This window comes from Ensifer sp. 4252 (assembly GCF_050434565.1).
Taxonomy (GTDB): domain Bacteria; phylum Pseudomonadota; class Alphaproteobacteria; order Rhizobiales; family Rhizobiaceae; genus Ensifer.
This window is the reverse complement of record NZ_JBNDIU010000027.1, coordinates 20,217-40,618: the sequence shown is the minus strand read 5'-3', so window position 1 is coordinate 40,618 and position 20,402 is coordinate 20,217. Positions and strand designations below refer to the sequence as shown.

Genomic DNA, 20,402 nt, shown 5'->3' with positions numbered 1-20,402 from the left:
ACAAAAGAGCACGGCAAACGGGTTGATCGGTGGCTCGCAGGAAGACCTGCCATCCGGAGTTGCTCGGTAGCGGCCTCGCGCTCAAAAGCGGTCCGAACGGAATGGCAGAAGATCGAGGCCTGGAGTGCGGTACGCGATCAAATCAGAGACCAACTGTCCCGTGATCCCAGCCATTGTCAGACCGAGATGTCCGTGGCCGAATGCATGTATCACCCGGTCCGAGCGCGGCGAACGCCCGATCACCGGCAGGGAGTCAGGCATCGACGGCCGAAATCCCATCCATTCCGAGGTGCCTTCCCCGGCGGCCGGCATCAGCGTTCGTACCGCGTTGCGGATCATCTCGGTCCGCTTTTTATTAAGCGGCGCCTTTAATCCACCGAGCTCAACGGTCCCGGCTGCGCGCAGGCCGTCGGCCATCGGTGTCATGTAGAAACCGTACTCGGTGTAGCAGACCGGACGAGTCAGGAGGCCGTGCCCTTGCGGAAACAAGACGTGATAGCCGCGCTCGGTATCGAGCCGGACCCTGTCTCCTGCCTGCTTCGCCAACGTCCGCGACCAGGCTCCGGCGGCGATTACCATGCGATCGGCCGCATGTGTCTTCTCCCCGACGCGGACGGTGACACTGCGCTCGCCGACATTTAAGTCCTTCGCCTCGCCCTTCACGAAGTGTCCGCCGCGGGCAAAGATCGCCTGGGCCGCCACGCGCGAATATGTCGCCGTGGCGGAGCTGCGCGGTGAAGGCACCTGGTCGATCGTCTTCCGTGAAATCCTTCCCAATGCCGCGAACGTGCTGCTCGTCGAGTTCTCGCTTCGCCTCAGCTATGCGCCGATCCTCATCGGGGCGCTCGGCTTTCTTGGCTTCGGCATTCGACCGCCGACGCCCGAATGGGGCCTGATGATCAGTGAAAACCGCAACCTCCTGATCGTTTCCCCGGTGACGGTGTTCGGGGCCGGTCTCGGCCTCGCGTCGCTCGTCATCGGCTTCAACCTCTTTACCGACGGCCTGTCGCGCATGCTCGGCCAGCGGCCCGTCGCGGGAGCGTGAAACATGAAAAAGCTCATCGAAGTTCGCAATCTCAACATCGCCTATGGCGGAGCGTCCGGCCTGACCAACGTGGTACAGAACGTCTCCTTCGAAATCGCCCGGGGCGAAGCCTTCGGGCTGGTCGGAGAATCCGGCTGTGGCAAATCGACGGTTGCCTACCGTCTGCTCGGCTACGGCACGATCAACAGCTTCGTTCAGACCGGCGAGGTGCTCTTTGACGGTGTCGACCTCCTGAAGCTCGCCCCCTCAGCGCTGACGCGCCTGCGCGGCAACCGCATTGCGCTGGTCCCGCAGAACCCGACGATATCGCTCAGCCCCGGCATGCGGGTCGGCGCGCAGATCCGCGAAATGATCGCCACGCACGATGCCCTGCCGGAAGACACGACGATGGAGCGGCGCATCGTCGAGCTCTTTGCGCTGGTCGGGCTGCCGGATGTCGGTCACCGTTACCCGCATGAACTCTCCGGCGGCCAGCAGCAACGGGTGACGATTGCCATGGCGGTCGCGTGCAATCCCGACCTTCTGGTTCTCGACGAGCCGACCACCGGCCTTGATGTCACCACCCAGCGCCAGATCATCCAGCTTCTTTCCGATCTCAGAGCCCGCATAGGCATGGCGATGCTCTACGTCACCCATGACCTCGCACTGCTCGCCCAGATCGCCGACCGCGTTGGCGTCATGTACGCCGGGCAACTCGTCGAAGCCGCCACCAGCGAAAAGCTTCTATCAGCGCCCGCCCATCCCTATTCGCGCGGGCTGATCGCATCAATCCCCACGATGGACGGCACTGATCGCCAGACGCGCGGACTGCGCGGCGTACTCCGGCGCGATCAGATGTCGACCGGCTGCAAGTTTGCGCCCCGCTGCGATTTCGCTATGCCCGCTTGCCGCACGACAGCGCAGCTTCTCGAGTCGGTCGCCGATGGGCGATCCGTTGCCTGCATGCGCTGGCGTGACGCAGCCGTTCAACAACAGTTAGGCGTCTCGCCCAGGCCGAACATCGAGACAATCGCGCATTCGGAACGGCTCCTCTCGGTCGTCGATCTCCAGCTTTATCGGAAACCAGGCATTGTTGACAAACTTCTCGGCCGTATGAGCCTGCCGGTGGTGCGCGACATAAACCTGCAACTTCGGTTCGGCGAAGTGGTGGCTCTTGTGGGCGAATCCGGCAGTGGCAAATCGACGATCGCCCGGGCGATCAGCGGACGGCTGCCGCCGCGCTCAGGAGCGATCACACTTGAAGACGGCCCTCTCGCTCCGGCGCTGAATGGTCGTTCGGCTCAGCAGTTGCGACAGATCCAGTAGATCTTCCAAAACCCCGACGCCTCGCTCAATCCCCGATCCAGCATCCGATCGATCCTCGAGCGCCCCTTGAAGCATTTTGGCATCCCGGCTGACGCGACGGCGCTAGAAACGATGCTGGAGAGCGTCGGCCTTCACGCCGGCTATCTCGATCGCATTCCCGAACAGCTTTCGGGCGGTGAGCGCCAGCGCATCGCGATTGCCCGTGCGCTGCTCGTCAACCCGAAGCTGATGATCTGCGACGAAATCCCGTCGGCACTCGATGTGTCCGTCCAGGCTCGAATTGTCGAACTTTTGCGCTCACTGAAGGAGAAGCACGACGTCGCCATGCTCTTCATTTCGCATGATCTGGCGGTCGTTCAGCAACTCGCAGATCGGGTTGCCGTGCTTTATCACGGCGAACTCATGCAGATGAGCGAAACGGCCTCGCTGCTCACCGCGCCGCTGCATCCTTATACCGAAATGCTGCTGGAAGCCGCACCAAGCCTTCGCAAGGATGGGCACGTCTCCCGGCCGCCGGCTACGCCCACGTTAAAGGCAACTCCGGGGATCGGCTGTCCTTTTGCCGGGCGTTGTCCCGGCAGCCTCTGCGCGGACAAGCGGCCACCCGTTCAGGAAACCGGAAGCGGCTTTGTGCGCTGCCACTTGCCGATTAACGGGCTTAGCAGGCAGGCCCGCTCGCCGGAACATATGCGATCACCCACCGTAGATGACATGCGCCTCCAGAGCCTTTGACTTCCGTGACTCCCCCATTGCCCGGCCGCGCCAGCGGCCTGGCAATGCCGGTGATGTCGTCCTCGTCTGCCTTCGTGGCGCAGTCAGGCTGCATCCTTCTTGCGGCAAACGCATCCGTCAGTTGATCGCATTCCTGTAGAAACTTGCCTCTACCTCCGCCATGTCGATCGCCGCCAGATCTTCCGGCAGTCCGTAGCTGTCAGCATCGGCGTGGACCTTCGCCTTGTCGAAGTCATTCGCCTCGGTGATGAAATCGTTGGTGACATAGCGAGCGGTATCGATGTCGATGCTCGACTGGCCAATACTCTTGAGAAGCTTGAAGAAGTTGTCCCAGGCCGGAATGTTGTGCTCTCCCCAGCCCGAGCGCGCTGCCATGTCACCCTTGAAAGTGCGATGGATCTGCATCAGGCTTTCAGTGCCTGCACGCGGACCATAGTTGGCCCTGGTGGTTGGCAGAGCCTTGAAGACGATATCAGTAGCAGCGCGGGGATTGCGATCGGCGAACTCGCTGCCCATGACCCAGCCTCTGAGATACTTTTTCAGAAACACCCGGCGCTCGGCATCTTCCAGATCGGTGCGGCGCACAACCAGAGAGTTGGAAGGCAAGGGCGAACCGCGCATTCCCAGCCAGTAATCGAAGTCCAGACCTTTCGCGCCCAGATCCGCACGCAAGCCTTCCCAAGCGAGGCAAGCGTCGCCCTGACCGCTGGCCAGCGCCGTCGTCCATGTCGGCCAGCCGGCTTCGACATAGGCGATCTTCTTGGGATCGACGCCCACCGCCGCAAACATCGGATCGCAGATCGACTGCCAGGCCGCCGAGCCGAGCAGTACGGTCTTGCCCTCCAGTTGCTTCAGGTCCTTCACCCCTTCCCCCTTGCGGAAAGCGACGTTGAAAAGATCGAGGAAGCCGCTCCCGAAAACCGAGACGAGATCCATCCCCATATTTACCGCGAAGGACAGGACGCCGGGCGAGGGAAAGCCGATGTCGGCCTGTTCGACGGCAAGGAACTTCACCACGGCAGTTCCGTCCGCAGGCCCCGGTTCCATGGCCGTCTCGATACCGAGATCGCCGAAATAGCCCCGGTCCCTGGCGACCCAATAGGGATAATCATCCATCACCTCGATGGTGCCGCGGGGCGAAATCCAGGTAAAAGGCGAATTGTATGGCTTGGCTTGCGCCTTGGCGAGCGACGGCAGGCCGCCGCCCATAACGGCTGTTGTCACAAGGCCGCTGGCGCTGACTTGAAGCAGCCGCCGGCGTGTCATCGAGTGATGATTCATCAGGTTTCCTCCTCTGTGATTGGACCGCAATGTTTGCTGTTCACGGACGAGAAGCGGCGTCTCGCCCGTGAGGTGTCAGCTTTCCCAGCTGGCCAGCTTCTTTCCGAGCCAGAAGAAAAAGGCGTAGATCGTAATCCCGGTGACGGCGAGGATGAGGATGCAGGCGAAGAACTCGGGCACCCGGAGCGTTGAGGAATAGGTGGTGAGGCGGCTGCCAAGGCCGAAACCGCCGCCCGACATCTCGGCGCCGACGGCGGTAATCATGCCGAAGATCGCTCCGATCATCAGGCCGACGATTACCATCGGCATCGCCATCGGAATGCGGATCTTGGTGAAAATCTGCAGGGTCGACGCACCGCAGGACCGCGCCAGCGCGACCTTCATCGTATCGACCCGGCGGAACCCGGTGGCCGCGTTGATCATCACCATTGGACCCGATGCCAGCGCGACCGCGATGATCCTTGGCGTGAAACCGAAGCCGAAATTGAGGATCAGAAGTGGCACCAGCGCCAGCATCGGTGTCGTGACCAGAAGCAGGACATAGGGCGTGATCACCTTCTCTACGAAGGGAAACTGGGTGATGACCCCCGCTAGGATCAACCCCATCGACGCCCCGACGGCATAGCCGGCAACAAGCTCGATCAGTGTGTAGGCATAGTGCTCGGCGATCGTCGCCATTTCCGGCGAGGGGAAGACGACGGCGATGGCCGAGGGCGTCGGCAGAATGAACTGCGGCACCGCCATCAGCCGCAGCAGAAGCTCCCCGCCGCCAATGACGAGGATCGCTATGGCAATGATCGCCCCGACCTCGCGCGCGCCTTGCCCGCCGACACCGTTTGCCAGCCCGGTAGGAGCTGCAATCCCGGCACTGTTTTGACTCTCATGTCGTCCCTCATACCGCTTTGGCAACCGCCGATTGGACCGACGGCTGGTGGTGGATTTCGTGCTTGATTGCATTCACCAAATCGAAGAACGCGCGGCTCTCCATCAGGTCCAGTGACCTTGGCCGCGGAAATGGCACGTCAACGACCCGCGCGATCCGCCCCGGTCGGGCACTCATGATGTAGACCTTGTCCGCTAGGAAGACGGCTTCGGCGATCGAGTGGGTGATCAGGATCACCGTCTTACGGGATTCGAGCCAGATCTCCTCGACCAGCTTGTTCATCTCGTCGCGGGTAAACGCGTCCAGCGCGCCGAAGGGCTCGTCCATCAGCAGAACCGTTGGGTCGCTGGCAAGTGCCCGCACGATGGACGCCCGCTGCTGCATGCCGCCGGACAGTTCGCGCGGCATCTTCCCGCCGAACCCGTCAAGGCCGACCCGTTGCAACAGCCGGTCGATGCGACCGGCATCTGGGCGCTTCCTGCGGATTTCAAAAGGCAGTTCGATGTTCTGGCGGATGGTGCGCCACGGCAGAAGGTTTGCCTCCTGAAACATCATTCCGATGCTTGGATGCGGGCGTGTGATCCATTCCTCGCCGAGAGCGATGGCCCCGGATGTGAGCCTATGCAGGCCCGCAATCGACCATAAAAGCGTGGTCTTGCCGCAGCCGGACGGCCCGACGATCGCGAGGAACTCGCCTTGCCGAACGGTCAGGTCGACGTTTTGCAGGGCGTGAACTTCGCCCGAATGCGTGCGGTATGTCTTGGTGGCGCCCCTGACGTTCAGCGCCCTCTCCGTGTTCTTTTTCATCTGTATCGCGTCCTCCGGCGCGGTCCTTGGGCATGCCTTCGCCGAGCGCCCGCGCGCGGGCGCTCGGGAACCGGTACATCTGGATCGAGATATCGTTCAGGCCGCGAGCAATTCGCTCAGGTAGCGGTCAACCTGCTTCATGTAGCCCGGCTCGAAGCCGTTGAGGCCCATATGGCCCTCTGGCGACTGGATCACCCGATAAAGGGCTCCAGGCACGAGCGCGCAGTCGTCCTCGCATTCGTGCGGCGGGAAGAACTGATCATGGCTGATCGGCATGATCATCATTCGCGCCGAAATGCGGGTGAGCGCCTTGGCCAGATCGCCGCCTGTGTGCCGCGATACATCGGCCCGCTGCCATTTGTGCATTTGTGCCAGCAGGACATTGGGGTCCATCGGCTCGAAGTAGGCCTTCATGACGCCGTTGATGAAATCGTCGAGCGACGACATGCCGATGACGCTGCGCCAACGCTCCTCCTGGTAGAACTGCGCGGACCAGCCAAGCACCGCCACGATCCGCGCCATTCGATCCATGCCGCCGCGAACGTCGAGGCCACAGGCGTACCAGCCGCAATTCCAGCGGGGATCAGAGGTGATTGCCTCCTTAAGCGTCTCGACGAAGACCCGTTGATGAAGAGAGATGCGCGCCGTCGCCGCGATCGGCGCCGCCCGCTCGACCATCTCGGGATACCTTACCGCCCATTCGTAGACCTGCTGGCCGCCCATCGACCCGCCAACGACAAGGGCGAGCCGCTCGATCCCGAACAGGTCCGTCACCAACCGCTGCTGCGCGCCAACATCGTCGCCGATGCTGAGTCCGGGAAATTTCGCCATGGCCTGCGGCCCGGCCGTGTTTTGCGGCGACGACGACACACCGCCGCCGAGCTGATCCACGATGACGATGAAGTAGCGCTCGGGGTCAAGGGCGTGGCCCGCGCCGACATAGACGTCCTCCATCACCTTTCCGGTGCCTGAAAACCACGTTGTCACCAGAATGGCATTGGATTTTTGAGCGTTCAGCGTTCCGAAAGTTCGATAGGCAAGCTTGGCCCCGCGCAGCGTTTCGCCGCATTCAAGCATGATGTCGCCGAGATCGTAGATCTGGAATTCGCCCTGCGTTGCCGGGGCGTAGTAGAGGTTCTCGATCATCACCGCGCTCCATTCCGTGAAATATCTTTTGTTCATTTTCCCCTCCCGGTCCGATGCATCGCCGTCAGTGGACGTTGGTGCCACTGAGGTGCGCACCTCAATTGATAGTGGCTACCGCTCCAGACCGTACATTGCGAAGATTCGCGATGCCGAACGCGCGCCGAGCGCCAAGGCGCAAAAGGAGCCACTTACCCCTTGATATTCTTGATAATTGCTTGGAGGATTACTTGATAATTGCTTGGAGGATTAATAGTCGGATCGCGAACGCGACGCCTCGTCGCCATCGCGACACGCCACCAACGGGAAATCCATCCTGGCGAGCAGGCTGATCAGCGCGGATGTGCTCGAGACACCCGTTTTCTTCCTGATGCTCCTGAGCTGGTGATCGATAGTCGAAAAGGACCGGCCGCGAATGATGGCAATTTCCTTGTAGCTCAGGCCCTTCGCGACCAGACTGGCGACCTCGGCCTCCGAGCTCGTCAACGTCACAGCCGATACGTTGCGCTGACCGTCTGCCATGCCAGCGGGTATGCTCTGCGTGCGCCCGTCCCGGCTGGGGCGCTCCTGGTCGTCGATTGCCCTGGCAACGGCAATGATGGGGCCGAGCACGTCGGCCACCGTCTGCTCGAAGCGATCGTAGATATTCGAGTCGCTGGGCGCAAAATGCTCCGTCCAGTCGGCGCAGATCAGACCGTAGCTGCCGTTGCCGGCGCGGAGAGCGCCCCCGATCTTCGTTTTTGTCCGAGCCTTCGAAAGCCTTTGCCGCAAGCGCATCTGCAAACGGCGGTCCTGCTTGATGTCGGCAAAGACCACCGGGCATGGCGAAAGCCACATCGCCTGCATGATCGGATCATGATTGTCGACCGCCGATCCGCCAAGCGTCGGAACATCATAATTGGCGTCCTTCGCTTCGGCCAGGCTCGGGAGATATGTCCGTGCATGGGGAGCGCCAAATCCCGCATCGACCCGGTGGCATTCAAGCTCCTTGCGCAGCCAGTTGGTCGCAAGCGACCAGCAAGCCTCAAGATCATCGAGACGAAGGAGCATGTGGGCGGCCAGGTCGCGCGCCGGCCCGTATCGGATGAAGGGGCGGTCGAGCAGTTGGGTCCGCATTCGTCGCTGCGCAGCAAAAATGTCCCCGCAAAAGCCGTCCGATATGATCAGGGTGCCCCACGGTTCGGGACTTCTTGTATCCGTCAACTCGCCCCCCTTTTTCTCCCAGTTCCGGCGGCCTCTCAGACAGAGCGTCGGGCAAACAGCTAAACCGTAACAGCAACGCTAATACGCGCGCCGGCGGTGTCAAATACAAATCCGGCGGTGAGAGGTCCGGCAGGCATTTGTCCGCTAAGCCGGCCAAGCAGACAACGGTCGCAATCCCGACGAGGAAGATCGGAGGGGCGCATCTCAAAAGTTCGGTATTACCCTGATGGCCGGAGTTAGTGGAGCGAGCCGCCGCGCTACCTGAGCCATCCGCTCAAACGACCTGGAGGCGCCACGCTCCATGGCAGCAGAATCGGCGCGGGCGGATTTCGCGCGGGGAGGTATTGGGCCGCCCGCGCTAGAACGGCCGCTCTAGTGCTCTACACGAGCGGCGCGGGAACCTCTAGCAGGCTGTTGAAGAAGTCAGTCGCTTTCGACGAGAAGCTCGCCAATACGTCACTCAGACCAACGACGCGAAAGGCGAAGAGGCTGCTCGCCCGCATCAGTTCTGGGCCGACGCGACCGTACATTGAACTCTTCAGCATCTTGAGGCGATTGATCTGCCCTTCGGCTTGACCGTTACTCCAAGGGAGTTCGATTGCATTTTTTACGGCATTATGCCGGCGCAAAACGCTAGCGAAACGCATGGTTGCCGTGAGCAAGGTGTCGATGGCATCGTCGATCCATTCATCCAGTGCGTGCGCGCTCCTGCTGCGCAAGGTGCCGTTGAAGCGAATGGCCATGCCACGCATTGTGGCGAACACTGCCGAGCCATGCTTCAAAGCATTGACCTTTCTGGCCTGACGATCTGTCAGCAGGCCGCGCGGTTTTATGCACACAGCTGCGACAACCACAGACGAGATCATATGGCCGGTGTCAGGATCGCGGACGGGTTCTGAAACATCCATATCCGGAGGCGACTCGTCGGGTCGAATGTTTTCGTCTTCACGCCACACCTGCAACAGGCTTCCTAGATTGGAACGGCTGCCCGTGATAGCCGTGGTTCTTGATATCGTAAAATAGATGGCGCCCAACGCGGTTTCCTTTTCCCAGCACTCCAGCCAGGAAAGCTTTAGAATACAGTGGCGATGTCGGATTCAATGCCGCCCGATTTCTGAGGTGCATTGGAAGTAAGGCCGTCTTGACTGTAGTGTGGAACTCGGAGTCAGTAGCGGCCCTGCTCGCGCGAGCCGTAGGACGGTCCCTTGCGGTCGCCGAAGGGCACGTGGAAATCGTCGCCGGCCGTCGACAGGTCGACCATGACCATGCCGGCCATGCGCTTGAAATGGGTCGCATAATTGAGGCTGGTGGTGGCGATGCCGAACGACAGGCCGAAGTGGGTGTCGTTGGCCACAGTGAGCGCCTCGTCGTGATCTCGGACGCGGATGACGGACGCGACCGGCCCGAAGATCTCTTCGCGAGAGATGCGCATCGCGTTCGTCGCCTCGTTGAACAGCGCCGGCTGCAGATAGAAGGCGGGCGTGTCGCTTCAGGAGCTCGCCGCCAATGCGAGCTTCGCGCCCTCCACGGGCAGCAGACGCGCGGGCGTAATCGCCGATCACGTCGTTGGTTTGGACGGGTTAATGTTGGCAACCGCCGTCACCGCCGACCCATTCGCCGGCAATCAGGTTCTGGCGCAAAGTCATGGTCGCTTCCATTCAATTCAATTGACGTGCCGCAAGATTGCGCATCAGGTGCGATGCGCCAAAAGTCCACGGACTGCACGCGGTTGACAATCGCACCGTGTTGACCAGCGACCCCAGCTGGGCGTTTGATATCGTCACGACATCGCCGAGCTTATGGGTGAATCCCTGACTCGGGACGTCGCGATCTTCGACGGGCGCAAACAGAGTGCCCATGAACAACATGAAGCCATCGGGATACTGGTGATGGGAGCCGATGGTTTGTGATACCAGATCGAGTGGATCACGACTGATCTCCTTCATCGAACTCCTGCCCTTCAGCACATAGCCATCCTCGCCTTCTATCCTGAGGTCGAGGTCGGCATTGCGCACGTCGTCGATCGAATAGCTCTCGTCGAACAGCCGAATGAACGGCCCAAGCGCGCAGGACGCATTGTTGTCCTTGGCCTTGCCGAGCAAGAGTGCTGACCGCCCTTCAACATCACGCAAGTTCACGTCATTGCCGAGCGTGGCTCCCTTGACTGTGCCCCTACTGTTGACCACCAGTACGACCTCTGGCTCGGGGTTATTCCATCTCGAAATCGGGTGCAGACCCACTTCATCCCCGTAGCCGACGGCCGACATGACCTGGCCCTTGGTGAAGACTTCGGCGTCGGGACCAATCCCGACTTCGAGATATTGGGACCATACGCCTTCTTCGATCAGCGCCTGCTTGATCTTTGCCGCCGCAGGTGAGCCAGCCTTGAGGTTGCTTAAGCTATCGCCGACGAGCATTGTCACCCGCTCGCGGATTTCGGTGGCACGTTCTGGATTACCGGCAGCGCGCTCTTCGATGACTCTTTCGAGCATCGATCGGGCGAAGGTGACGCCGCAGGCTTTGATCGCCTGGAGGTCACATGGCGCGAGGATCCGTAGCATTTCGGATTGCGCAGGAGTTGCCGAGAGGAGCTCCACCAGATCGCAGATCGCCCTCCCCCGTTGCGCCCTGACGTATCGAACAGGATCATCCATCTCCGCGAGATCCCGCATCGTTGGCGCCTCTCTCGACGTGATGTCGAAAACTACGCCTGCCCTGACAGTCACCAAGACCGGTCCCTGTTCCTCAGATGACCACACACGACCAACGAAGGTGCCAGACTTATCGAGTTCCATATCGTTCATCCCAATTCAGCGTCATTGAAGCCGTCAGTTTTTCGTGACGTTCGAGTACCCTTAAACCCGGACGGCCAACGAGATTATGTGCGTCTACCGGGTGGGAAACCGGCTCGAAACAAAAGAAGTCCGCCTTCGATCCTGGCGAATAGACCAGCGCATATCCAAGAGTATCGGAAACCGTGATCTTGACGGAAGACGCCCCCCCTTCCTGGGAAATGATCGCTTCTCGCGCCCACCCACCGAAGGCGTTGTTAATCCAATGCTCGGGCAATACCCGGCCGTCGCCAAAGTTCCGGTCCGGAACCTCGCAAATGTTCCGCCGACCAGCGGGAAGATGATTGCCGTCTTCGAGCCAAAACTCCGTGGCCTGAAATTTCAGCCGAGTGCCCTCATTTCGCGGAAACCACGGATGGAACCCAATGCCGAAGGGTAACGCTTGCTGCGAGAGGTTTTGAACGCGCAGCTCCACCACCAGCCTGTCGTCCCGCAGGGTAAAGAGCTGCCAAGCCCGATAGCGAAATGGGCCGATCTCCCCATCGCATCCGAGTTCCACTGTCTCATCATTGTGAGCAAGCAAGTGCCAGTGCCGCTGGAAGCCGTCGCCGTGAATGGGGAGGGGCTCGTCTGCAAAGTTGGCAGGCACGGTGTAAAACGCGCCATCATGCTCGAAACCGCCCCCGGAAATGCGGTTCGAAAACGGAACGAGGACGTTACATCCCAGTTCGAAGGGACCATCCTCAAATCGGCCATGCCAGGGCCTCAATACAGGAAGCCAGTCTCCGCTCGCAGTTCGCACATCAAGCTGCGCGATCCCACCGCCAAGCGCCGGAACGAGCTGCAGATGCGCGCTGCCGTTCTCGACGGTGACCCGTTCGACAACCATCTACCAACCGCCGTCAATGGCGAAGTTCTGACCCGTGATCATGTCTGAGGCCGGGGAAACGAGGAAATAGACAAGCTCCGCCACGTCCTCGGGCTTGAGACGTGCCTTGATGCATTGCCGGTCCAGAACCCAATCGTTGTACTCCTGAAGTCGGTCTGCAAAGACACGGTTTTCGGCCTCGGAGATGACGGCGCCGGGGGAGATGGCATTGACGTTGATGCCATAGGGGCCGAGTTCCCGCGCCAGCGACTTCGTCAGGCCGATCATCGCCCCCTTCGAAGCGACATAGGGCACGTAACCATCCCACTGTCCGTTGAGTGTCAGAGAAGCAAAGTTCAGGATCTTTCCGCTTCGTTTTTGTTTCATCCATTCGGCACAGGCTCGCACCGCTGCAAAAGCAGCCGAGGAATTGACGCGGATTTGATCCTCGTACTCCTCGAGGCTGAAGTCCTGGAACGGCTTGTTGATGATGAGCGCAGCGTTGTTGATCAGGATGTCGATGCCACCTGACGCCTCGGCCTCCTGCCGAATGAGTTGCTCTGACCGCGCCAGGTCGTTGAGATCACAACCGAGAAAGCGCGCATTCTCGCCAAGGCCTTGCGTTGTCGCCTCAGCCTCGTGCCCGGGACGATCGAGCACGATGACGGTCGCGCCCTCGGCGCTGAGTTTACTGGTCTGCGCGCGACCGAGCGTGCCGAGACCGCCTGTGACCAGCGCCACCCTTCCCTCAAGTGATTTCACCTGCATTCCTCCTCAGAGTACGGATTGAACTTCGTCGATCGACGTTTCGCTGACCCGTTTGTCGAGCACGATCTGCCCACGCGCCATAGCGACGACCCGGTCGCAGGACTCGAAAACGTGGTGCATATTGTGGCTGATGAAGATGCCGGTGACGTTCTGCTCCTTCAATGAGCGAACGAAGCCTATGACCTTATTGGTTTCCTTCACCGACAGGTGATTTGTCGGCTCGTCGAGGATCATGACTTTCGACTTGAAGTGCATGGCTCGCGCGATAGCGACGCCCTGTCGTTGGCCGCCCGAGAGTTCGCCCACCAAAGCGTCGGGCGAGCGCAGGTGCAGATCGACATCCGCGATGGCCTGTACGCTCTCCTTGCGCATCTTGCGCATGTCGAGCACGCCAATGCCGAAGAGGGAGTACTTGATCGGCTCGCGGCCTATGAAGAGATTGCGAGCGATGGACATGGTCGGCACCATGGAGTTGTACTGGTAGATCGTCTCGATACCGAGGCGCATCGAGTCACGTGGGCTTGATATCACCGCCTCCTTGCCCTCGACGAAGATGCGGCCCTCGTCCTGCTTCTGCACACCGGAGAGGATGTTGATCAGCGTGGACTTGCCCGCACCGTTGTCGCCGATCAGACCGACCGCTTCATTGCGTGCGAAATCGACGGAAACACCCCGCAGGGCATGAACGCCGGAGTACCATTTATGCAAGTTCTTGACGGAAACAATTGGACCTTGCATTGCTCAGATCTCCACCTTGATCGCTTTAGCCCGCTTGCGCAGCCATGAATTGGCGACGACCGCAAAGATAGTCAGTGATCCGATCGCGAACTTGAACCAGTTGGCGTCGACTTGGCTGAGGATCAAACCGTTGTCGATGACACGGATGAGCACAACGCCGATGATGCCCCCGAGTACTGCTCCCACTCCGCCGTTCAAGGCGGTTCCGCCAATGACGGCTGCGGCGACGGCCTGGAGCTCCATGCCCTCGCCAATCGAAGGCAGCGGCGAGCCAAGGCGCAGCACCTGAATAAGCCCGGCAAAACCGCTAAGCACCGAACACAAAATGAAGCAGGCAATCTTTACGCGCGCCGTCGGGATCCCGAGCGCATCTGCGGCCGGCAGGAACCCGCCAGTTGCTCGTATCCAGTTTCCCAAGTTCGTCCGGTTCAAAAGCAGCGACACAAGGACAGCAATGACGACGAACCAGATGAACGACATGCGAAGAAGTTGCCCTGACCCCACGAAACTGGTGAAGAGCCATGTGGGAAGATCAGCCGGCAGCAGTGGCGGAAAGCCGCCGGAGATCACCACGGTGAGGGACCTCGCCACAAACATCATGCCGAGCGTAGTGATGAAACTCGGAATGGCGAACCGGATCGTCAGAAAGCCGTTCAGGAATCCTATTGCGACGCAAACGAACAGGCCCGCAATAAAGGCCAGCGGGAACGCGATCTCCATGGTCATCAGGACTGCCATCGTCATCGGCATCAGGGCGAACACCGCTCCCACCGAAAGATCGAATTCTCCACAAATCATCAAAACAGTAACGCCGATCGCTACCAGCGCCATTTCCGGCAGGATCCCAAAGAAGCCTCGCAGATTATCAAAGCTCAAGAAGACGCCTCCCGACCTTATCTGAAAGAGACCGATCAGGAGAAAGAGGAGGAGAAGCGCCGCCAGTTCCGGCTTCTCCATATAAATTTTCAGCATTCTTTTCATTGCATGCACTCCCGTGCGGCGGGGCTGCGCGTTCGCCGGCCTCCAGCCAAAGTCGTGGCCTTACGCGCCACTTCTGCCGCGCAAGGCCCATGCTTGATCAATTGGTCACTCTCGAATCGCTGGAGCGTTGCAGAGAGGCCTACCTCAAGCCCTTTGCTGACAGGTCCATGATGCCGTCAGCATCGGCGGGGCGAACGATGCCCTGTCCCGTATCGACGTCAGCGGGCGCGAGGCCAAAATTGCGGGCGAGATACACCTGCATCACAGGCATGAAGCCCTGCATGTACGGCTGCTGATCAACCTGCACCTGTACATAGCCAGTCTGCATTTGCTGGACGACCTCGGGCACAAGATCGAAACCACCCAGGAGCACCTTGCCTGGTGCGATCCCTCGGTCCTTGAGCACGCGCGCTACGGCAGCATGCCAGAAGCCGGTGTCAAAGTAAGCTGTCGTGTCGGGATGCGCGTTGAGATAGGCGCCAACACGATCTGACGTGACGGCAAGGTCGGTTCCACTGTCGATCCGTTCCCAAGAGATGTCACGGCCAGGATTTGCAGCTTTAAACTCCTCGAGGAAGTCCATCACGCCCTGCCCGCGTGCTTCAGACCAATTCTGCCCCGGCGCCGAGATCCCGACGAGTACCTTGATCGGTCCTTCTTGTGGAAAATTCTCTGACATCGCCTTCCCGAGCGAGTACCCGGCTTTTCGGAAGCCCTGTCCGACGAAAGCGGCGCGCGCGTTTCCTTTCGCTCCCTCGCTGTCATCGACGTTGACGCCAATAACCTCCACGCCATTCTTGGTGGCCCGCGCGATGACGTCGTCAAACGCCTTGTCATCTACGATGGAGGTCAGAACTGCGTCGGGCTTGCTCGCCAACGCAGCTTCCATGTTGGAGAGCTGTTGTTCCACAGACCCTTCAGTCTGTGTAAACACCATCTGGCAGCTTGCCGCGATCTTCTCACAGGCGTCGTCGAACCCCTTCTTCACCGCTTGCCAGAACGTATTCGAAGCCGACGAGTGATGTGTAAAGACGATCTTCAACGGCTCGGCCGATGCGCCAAGCGCGCTCGAGCCGAGAAGCGCCAACCCTAATGCACTTCCAATCAAAACCGTTCGCATGCTTACTCCTCCTTAAGCTGCAGATTGTTATCGAAATTCTTCAGTCCGCGCTTGAGACGCGGCGTGACACCGTGAATGCCTTTTCGAGGTCTGGGTTGAGTTCCATCCCGAGACCTGCACCGGGTGGGACCGTGATCATTCCGTTTCGAACTTCTGGAAGCGCCGTCACCAGGTCGCGGTACCAGGTTTTGTAGAAGGCTCGAACGCTCTCCTGAACCAACGCATTGGGGGCGTTGAGTGACAGGTGCGTCGAAGCGCAAAGTACAACCGGACCAGTGCAATCGTGCGGCGCAACCGGGAGATGCCATGCCTCCGCCATCGCGGCGATCTTCCGCGCCTCCGACAGTCCGCCACACCAGCTTATGTCCAGCATGACCACGCCTGCAGCGTCAGTCTCCAAGAGGTCACGGAAGGCCCATCTCGAACCCAAAGTTTCCGACGCTGAAATCGGCGCAGGCGAGACCGCCGCATAACGCTTGAGGCTCGAGAGGCTGTCCATCTTGATGGGATCTTCGTGCCAGAATGTCTGGTACGGCTCGAGCGCCCGGGCGATCTGCATTGCTGGCAGAAGCTGCCACATCGAATGGAACTCGACCATTATGTCCATTCGATCGCCGACCGCGGAGCGGATCTTCTCAAACGGTACCAACGCCGATTTAAGATCAGGAACCGAAATATATTGGCCGCGCGTCTTCTCCGCCGCGACGTCGAACGGCCAAATCTTCATCGCCGTAATGCCCTCCTCCAGGAGAGATAAGGCAAGTTCGTCGGCGCGATGGAGGAAACCGTTCAGGTCGTCGTAGTTGCGGCTGGACGCAGAGGATAGGTCGTAGTTCGCCGTTGTCTGGCCGGTCGCCTTCTTGATGTATTCCGTCCCAGCGCAGGTATTGTAGGTCCGGATTTCATTACGGCTGAAGCCCCCGAGCAGTTGCGCGATCGGCTGGCCCGTCGCCTTTCCGAATATATCCCAGAGTGCAATGTCAAAGGCCGAATTGCCGCGTACCTCCGCACCGGACGAGCGAAACCCGAGGTAACCCACCAGGTCAGTCGCAAGAAGATCGATCTGGAGCGGGTTTCGGCCGATAACGCGCGGCGCGACATACTCGTGGATGTAGGCCTCGACCGTCTCGGCGCCGAAGAACGTTTCTCCGAGTCCGGTCAGTCCCTCGTCCGTGTGTACGAGCAGCCAAAGCAGGTTCGGTCGCTCCGCGACGCGGAGCGTTTCAAGTTTCGTTATTTTCATCGGGCTATCCTTCAAGCAATCCCGGCTGCGATCAGGGCTCTTACGCTCTCATCAAAATGGCGAGCCATAAGCTGGCTGGCGGTGTGCGGATCGCCGGCACGGATCGCCTCGGCTAACTCAATATGGATGCGATTCATGGCGTGCCTATCCGCGTCTGAAGCGCGGCTGCGCCACCCGATCGGCCAGGTCTGCCGCGAGACACCTTGGAAGGCGCCAACAATGATGGAGAAGATCGGGTTCTTGGAGGCGCGTGCAATCTCCAGGTGAAAGGCAAGGTCGCTTTCCATGACCTTGTCCGCATCGGCAAAATTCTTCTCCATCGCCTGCGCGTGGTCGAGAATGATGCGCGCTTCCGCATCTGTTCGCCTCAGCGCCGCCAGCGTCGCCGTTCGCATTTCGATCGTCCGGCGAACGTCATAAACCTGACTGATGTTGATCTGTGCCGTGTGCACGCCGTGCTCGATCATCAGGGACATCGCGCCATGATCGAGTTGAGCCACGGTCGCCCGCTTTCCGACATTCAGATCAATCAGCCGCATGGTGGCGAGTGATCGGAAAGCTTCACGAACTACCGATCGTGAGACGCTCAGTTCCTTCGACAGCGTGGCCTCGCTCGGAAGCCGATCGCCGGGGCCAAGCTCGTTTGTCCGGATGTGCTGGGTGATGGCGCCGATGGCTGTGCCGACGAGGTTTCCGGCTGCAAGTTGCTCTTCGTCGAGAGGCGCCACTATCATTTTTCGTCTCCCGGTTTTATAAAACCTGTCCGACAGGTTGAATTGAACTGAGTCATAATTTATAGGTAAGCTATGTGTCAAGAACCAATTTAGAGACAACAAGGAGGGCGCATGAACATCGACTTTGACGTGGTTCTCGCGGCAGAAAACATCGTCGGCGAGAGTGCAGTATGGGATGATCGACATCACAAGCTGTGTTGGGTCGACATCGTGGGGAAAGCGATCCATCGGCTCTGCCCGGCGTCTAACAAGCATGAAACATGGCACTTCCCCGATCTGATCACGTCGATTGGACTTCGAGCCGACGGCGGCGCGGTCGTCGGGTCGAAAAAGTCGATCGCGCTATGGGACTTTGGCGGACCACTTCGGTTGGCGGCAGAGGTCGAGCCGGAACTGCCGGGCAACCGGCTGAATGAGGGCGTCCTCGCGCCTGACGGGAGCTTCTGGGTAGGCACGATGCAAGACAACATCACCGCCGACGGCACCCCGCTGGCGATGTCGGCCAAAACAGGAAGGCTCTATCGATATGCGGACGGAGAATTGCGTCCCGTATGTGATGACCGCTTTGGCATCACAAACACGCTCATTTGGACCGGCGACGGCCGCCTCATCACCGCGGACACGGAAGAAAACGCTATCTACAGCTACACGCTCGATAGGGGGCACGGGTGGCTAGGCAATCGGCAAACCATTCTGTCGGGGTTTGAAAGAGGCCGGCCAGATGGATCCTGCGTGGACGCCGAAGGTTTCATCTGGAATTGTCGCGTTGCGGGTGGCGGTTGCGTCGTTCGATTTGCTCCGGATGGCAGGATCGATCGCGTCGTCGAGCTGCCCTGTTCCTGGCCGACAAGTTGCACATTCGGCGGCAGTGGGTTTGAAACCCTCTTTGTCACATCGGCACGCTTCACGATGAGCGTTGAACATCTGGCGGCCAACCCAAATGAGGGCGCTGTCTTCGCAGTTGAGCCGGGCGTTTCCGGGCTGCCTGCCAACCGCTTTGTCGATTCAATGGCCAAGCACACACAGGATTGCTGAAAGCGGCATCGGCGCCGCAAGCAAATCAGGTTCACAACGCGTCCAGAGGGTGTCGACATTGGCAGTAAGACCGATTGGGAACATCGGATCAGCAAGTGCCTGCTTTCCTCCTGCGGAGCTGGGGCACGCGGCCAGAAGTGGTGTGCGACCCTGGGGCGTGCGGTGGGCGATGTCCAGCGAGCTGACCGTCCGATCAGCCGGGCGAGATTTCCAACGGCGCAGACGGATCTCGCGCCTCGGCGGCGCTTGCCTATCAGCGCTCCCGAAATACCGGTCGGCTTCCGAGACTACAAATTACGCCCTACTGCGGAACGAATGCAGGGCGCAAAGCCACAGGAAACTAGAGCAGTTGCTCTTCGTATTTATAGCTCGAAAGTTTTACGGGTCCGTGCGCCGTGACCAGGATCTGCTCTTCGAGCTTCACGCCTTCTCCTCCATAGGGATCGCCCACGAAGCTCTCGACGCAGAAGACCATGTTCTCCTCGACGACACCGTCATGACCGCCGCCCTCGAAAGTTCGCTTGTGCATGACGAGCGGATACTCGTTGCAAAGGCCGATTCCGTGGGCAACGCAGGCGTTCTGCCGCTCAAAGTATCGTGATGGCAGCACGCCTGCATATTCCGCGATCTCGCGATAGGTCATGCCGGGCCGAAAGAGTTCGATGTTCGCGTGCACCTGGCGATACGCCGCCTCGTAAAGGCGACGCTGGTCATCCGACGGTCTTCTATCGCCTGCGATCCAGCTACGCGAGATGTCTGCCGAATACCCGTGGGGGCCGATGAGATCGGAGTCGAAGGCAATCATGTCCCCGTTCTGGATGACACGGGCGCTTGCCTCCTGGTACCAGGGATTCGTCCGTGGACCAGAATTCAGAAGGCGGGTTTCGATCCATTCTCCACCCAGTTCGATGTTCGCTTCATGCAGATGCGCCCAAAGCGCCATTTCGGTGATGCCGGGTTCACGGGCCATGTCCATGCGGCGCATGCCTTCCTCACACACATGGATTGCTTCCCTGATCGCGACGATCTCGTCCTCCGTCTTGATTACCTTCGCATAGTTCGCTGGCGCCTGGCCGTCGACTACGCGCACGCCCAGTTCCTCCAGGGCTCGCAGGCCCGGGGGATCGAGCCTGTCGACGGCAAGCCTGAGATCTCCCCGTCCGTGGAGGCGGACGAGATCCGCGATCTCGCTTGCCCATAACCGCACTTTTTCATCGACGCGCGTCCCGGTGACAAAGTGATACCAAGGGATCGCCGTCCGTGCCTCGTCCACCGCGGGATAGTCGCGAGAAAGATGCGCGCAGCCCTTGAAATCGAATAGCACGACGGGTCCGTCAGTCGCGACGAAAACATACCGGCAGGGATTGTGAAGCGAATAGACCTGCATGTTCGAGGTGCCGGTCGCATAGCGGATGTTGATCGGGTCATAGAAGAGGCCGCCCGCACATCCGAGCTTTCGCAATTCAGCGCGCAGCCTCTCCAGGCGCGCCAAATGCATTCTATGGGCATCGACCTTCGTTCCTGGAAAACGTGATCGTTCAGGATCGTCCATGATGAACCTCTTGGTTGTCGTGGGCATGCCTCAGCATCCCGGCAACGGGGGTGGAAGGTGCCGGAAACGCTCCGGGATGATTGGATCAGTGCGGCTGATGCGCTGGCAGGCACTCTATCCGAAAGCAGTGCGATGACCGTGCACGGTCCGGGCGTGGCCGCTGCCGCAGCCA

At 60.0% G+C, this 20,402-nt stretch carries 18 protein-coding genes and 3 pseudogenes; 4 read left to right on the top strand and 17 right to left on the bottom strand.

Translation table 11 applies throughout. The features are described from left to right. Window positions 1–81: 81 nt before the first annotated feature. Window positions 82–702 carry an NAD(P)/FAD-dependent oxidoreductase gene (locus ABIE33_RS31105; protein WP_429132227.1) on the bottom strand — a complete coding sequence of 207 codons (621 nt, stop codon included), beginning with the start codon at window positions 700–702 and terminating at the stop codon, window positions 82–84. A gap of 16 nt (window positions 703–718) precedes the next feature. On the opposite strand from ABIE33_RS31105, the gene ABIE33_RS31100 reads away from it, so the two are divergent. From ABIE33_RS31100 to ABIE33_RS31090, 3 genes and pseudogenes are all read left to right on the top strand, one after another. Continuing rightward, window positions 719–1,045 carry an ABC transporter permease subunit gene (locus tag ABIE33_RS31100; RefSeq protein ID WP_429132225.1) on the top strand — a complete coding sequence of 109 codons (327 nt, stop codon included), beginning with the start codon at window positions 719–721 and terminating at the stop codon, window positions 1,043–1,045. Between the two features lie 3 nt (window positions 1,046–1,048). Further along, window positions 1,049–2,581: pseudogene (locus ABIE33_RS31095) on the top strand (oligopeptide/dipeptide ABC transporter ATP-binding protein); the annotation flags it as partial. Continuing rightward, window positions 2,579–3,082: an oligopeptide/dipeptide ABC transporter ATP-binding protein gene (locus ABIE33_RS31090; protein WP_429132285.1), complete on the top strand. Its 504-nt coding sequence runs from the start codon at window positions 2,579–2,581 to the stop codon at window positions 3,080–3,082. The pseudogene ABIE33_RS31095 and the gene ABIE33_RS31090, both read left to right, overlap by 3 nt. A gap of 117 nt (window positions 3,083–3,199) precedes the next feature. On the opposite strand, the gene ABIE33_RS31085 is transcribed toward ABIE33_RS31090, so the two are convergent. The 15 genes and pseudogenes from ABIE33_RS31085 to ABIE33_RS31015 form a co-directional block, all read right to left on the bottom strand. Then, window positions 3,200–4,363 carry an ABC transporter substrate-binding protein gene (locus tag ABIE33_RS31085; RefSeq protein WP_429132223.1) on the bottom strand — a complete coding sequence of 388 codons (1,164 nt, stop codon included), beginning with the start codon at window positions 4,361–4,363 and terminating at the stop codon, window positions 3,200–3,202. 75 nt (window positions 4,364–4,438) lie between these two features. After that, a complete protein-coding gene (locus tag ABIE33_RS31080) occupies window positions 4,439–5,320 on the bottom strand; it encodes an ABC transporter permease (protein WP_429132221.1) in 882 nt (293 codons plus the stop codon). Beyond that, a complete protein-coding gene (locus ABIE33_RS31075) occupies window positions 5,256–6,053 on the bottom strand; it encodes an ABC transporter ATP-binding protein (protein WP_429132219.1) in 798 nt (265 codons plus the stop codon). The genes ABIE33_RS31080 and ABIE33_RS31075 overlap by 65 nt, the downstream gene beginning before the upstream one ends. Window positions 6,054–6,149: 96 nt before the next feature. Further along, window positions 6,150–7,235: an alpha/beta fold hydrolase gene (locus ABIE33_RS31070; protein ID WP_429132217.1), complete on the bottom strand. Its 1,086-nt coding sequence runs from the start codon at window positions 7,233–7,235 to the stop codon at window positions 6,150–6,152. Window positions 7,236–7,445: 210 nt separating this feature from the next. Next, window positions 7,446–8,312, bottom strand: a complete 867-nt coding sequence (locus ABIE33_RS31065) for a helix-turn-helix transcriptional regulator (RefSeq protein WP_429132216.1) — start codon at window positions 8,310–8,312, stop codon at window positions 7,446–7,448. 572 nt (window positions 8,313–8,884) lie between these two features. After that, a pseudogene (locus ABIE33_RS31060) lies at window positions 8,885–9,515 on the bottom strand (transposase); the annotation flags it as partial. 18 nt (window positions 9,516–9,533) lie between these two features. Continuing rightward, window positions 9,534–9,907: pseudogene (locus ABIE33_RS31055) on the bottom strand (aldehyde dehydrogenase family protein); the annotation flags it as partial. 150 nt (window positions 9,908–10,057) lie between these two features. Next, window positions 10,058–11,194: a fumarylacetoacetate hydrolase family protein gene (locus ABIE33_RS31050; protein ID WP_429132213.1), complete on the bottom strand. Its 1,137-nt coding sequence runs from the start codon at window positions 11,192–11,194 to the stop codon at window positions 10,058–10,060. Further along, window positions 11,181–12,080 carry an aldose 1-epimerase gene (locus ABIE33_RS31045; RefSeq protein ID WP_429132211.1) on the bottom strand — a complete coding sequence of 300 codons (900 nt, stop codon included), beginning with the start codon at window positions 12,078–12,080 and terminating at the stop codon, window positions 11,181–11,183. Before ABIE33_RS31045 ends, ABIE33_RS31050 begins: the two co-directional genes overlap by 14 nt. Next, complete coding sequence (locus tag ABIE33_RS31040; RefSeq protein WP_429132210.1) at window positions 12,081–12,821, bottom strand: SDR family oxidoreductase; 741 nt, start codon at window positions 12,819–12,821, stop codon at window positions 12,081–12,083. Window positions 12,822–12,833: 12 nt separating this feature from the next. Beyond that, a complete protein-coding gene (locus ABIE33_RS31035; protein ID WP_429132208.1) occupies window positions 12,834–13,565 on the bottom strand; it encodes an ATP-binding cassette domain-containing protein in 732 nt (243 codons plus the stop codon). A 3-nt stretch (window positions 13,566–13,568) separates the two neighbouring features. Beyond that, a complete protein-coding gene (locus ABIE33_RS31030; RefSeq protein ID WP_429132206.1) occupies window positions 13,569–14,546 on the bottom strand; it encodes an ABC transporter permease in 978 nt (325 codons plus the stop codon). A 139-nt stretch (window positions 14,547–14,685) separates the two neighbouring features. Further along, complete coding sequence (locus tag ABIE33_RS31025; protein ID WP_429132204.1) at window positions 14,686–15,666, bottom strand: sugar ABC transporter substrate-binding protein; 981 nt, start codon at window positions 15,664–15,666, stop codon at window positions 14,686–14,688. A gap of 40 nt (window positions 15,667–15,706) precedes the next feature. Further along, the gene (locus ABIE33_RS31020; RefSeq protein ID WP_429132202.1) at window positions 15,707–16,909 is read right to left on the bottom strand and encodes a mandelate racemase/muconate lactonizing enzyme family protein; all 1,203 of its coding nucleotides are present in this window, start codon (window positions 16,907–16,909) and stop codon (window positions 15,707–15,709) included. Between the two features lie 11 nt (window positions 16,910–16,920). After that, window positions 16,921–17,643, bottom strand: coding sequence for a FadR/GntR family transcriptional regulator (locus tag ABIE33_RS31015; RefSeq protein ID WP_429132282.1), 723 nt, complete (start codon window positions 17,641–17,643; stop codon window positions 16,921–16,923). A 111-nt stretch (window positions 17,644–17,754) separates the two neighbouring features. On the opposite strand from ABIE33_RS31015, the gene ABIE33_RS31010 reads away from it, so the two are divergent. Then, on the top strand, window positions 17,755–18,678 hold the full coding sequence (locus ABIE33_RS31010) for an SMP-30/gluconolactonase/LRE family protein (protein WP_429132200.1): 924 nt from the start codon (window positions 17,755–17,757) through the stop codon (window positions 18,676–18,678). Between the two features lie 340 nt (window positions 18,679–19,018). Here ABIE33_RS31010 and ABIE33_RS31005 read toward each other — a convergent pair whose 3' ends face one another. Next, window positions 19,019–20,257, bottom strand: a complete 1,239-nt coding sequence (locus ABIE33_RS31005; protein WP_429132198.1) for a M24 family metallopeptidase — start codon at window positions 20,255–20,257, stop codon at window positions 19,019–19,021. Between the last annotated feature and the right edge of the window lie 145 nt (window positions 20,258–20,402).

Coding starts and splice junctions, on each gene's coding strand:
- ABIE33_RS31090 (WP_429132285.1), top strand. CDS start 2,579: ATGATCTGCGACGAAATCCCGTCGGCACTCGATGTGTCCGTCCAGGCT.
- ABIE33_RS31085 (WP_429132223.1), bottom strand. CDS start 4,363: ATGAATCATCACTCGATGACACGCCGGCGGCTGCTTCAAGTCAGCGCC.
- ABIE33_RS31080 (WP_429132221.1), bottom strand. CDS start 5,320: ATGCAATCAAGCACGAAATCCACCACCAGCCGTCGGTCCAATCGGCGG.
- ABIE33_RS31075 (WP_429132219.1), bottom strand. CDS start 6,053: ATGAAAAAGAACACGGAGAGGGCGCTGAACGTCAGGGGCGCCACCAAG.
- ABIE33_RS31070 (WP_429132217.1), bottom strand. CDS start 7,235: ATGAACAAAAGATATTTCACGGAATGGAGCGCGGTGATGATCGAGAAC.
- ABIE33_RS31065 (WP_429132216.1), bottom strand. CDS start 8,312: ATGCGGACCCAACTGCTCGACCGCCCCTTCATCCGATACGGGCCGGCG.
- ABIE33_RS31050 (WP_429132213.1), bottom strand. CDS start 11,194: ATGGAACTCGATAAGTCTGGCACCTTCGTTGGTCGTGTGTGGTCATCT.
- ABIE33_RS31045 (WP_429132211.1), bottom strand. CDS start 12,080: ATGGTTGTCGAACGGGTCACCGTCGAGAACGGCAGCGCGCATCTGCAG.
- ABIE33_RS31035 (WP_429132208.1), bottom strand. CDS start 13,565: ATGCAAGGTCCAATTGTTTCCGTCAAGAACTTGCATAAATGGTACTCC.
- ABIE33_RS31030 (WP_429132206.1), bottom strand. CDS start 14,546: ATGAAAAGAATGCTGAAAATTTATATGGAGAAGCCGGAACTGGCGGCG.
- ABIE33_RS31025 (WP_429132204.1), bottom strand. CDS start 15,666: ATGCGAACGGTTTTGATTGGAAGTGCATTAGGGTTGGCGCTTCTCGGC.
- ABIE33_RS31020 (WP_429132202.1), bottom strand. CDS start 16,909: ATGAAAATAACGAAACTTGAAACGCTCCGCGTCGCGGAGCGACCGAAC.
- ABIE33_RS31015 (WP_429132282.1), bottom strand. CDS start 17,643: ATGATAGTGGCGCCTCTCGACGAAGAGCAACTTGCAGCCGGAAACCTC.
- ABIE33_RS31010 (WP_429132200.1), top strand. CDS start 17,755: ATGAACATCGACTTTGACGTGGTTCTCGCGGCAGAAAACATCGTCGGC.
- ABIE33_RS31005 (WP_429132198.1), bottom strand. CDS start 20,257: ATGCCCACGACAACCAAGAGGTTCATCATGGACGATCCTGAACGATCA.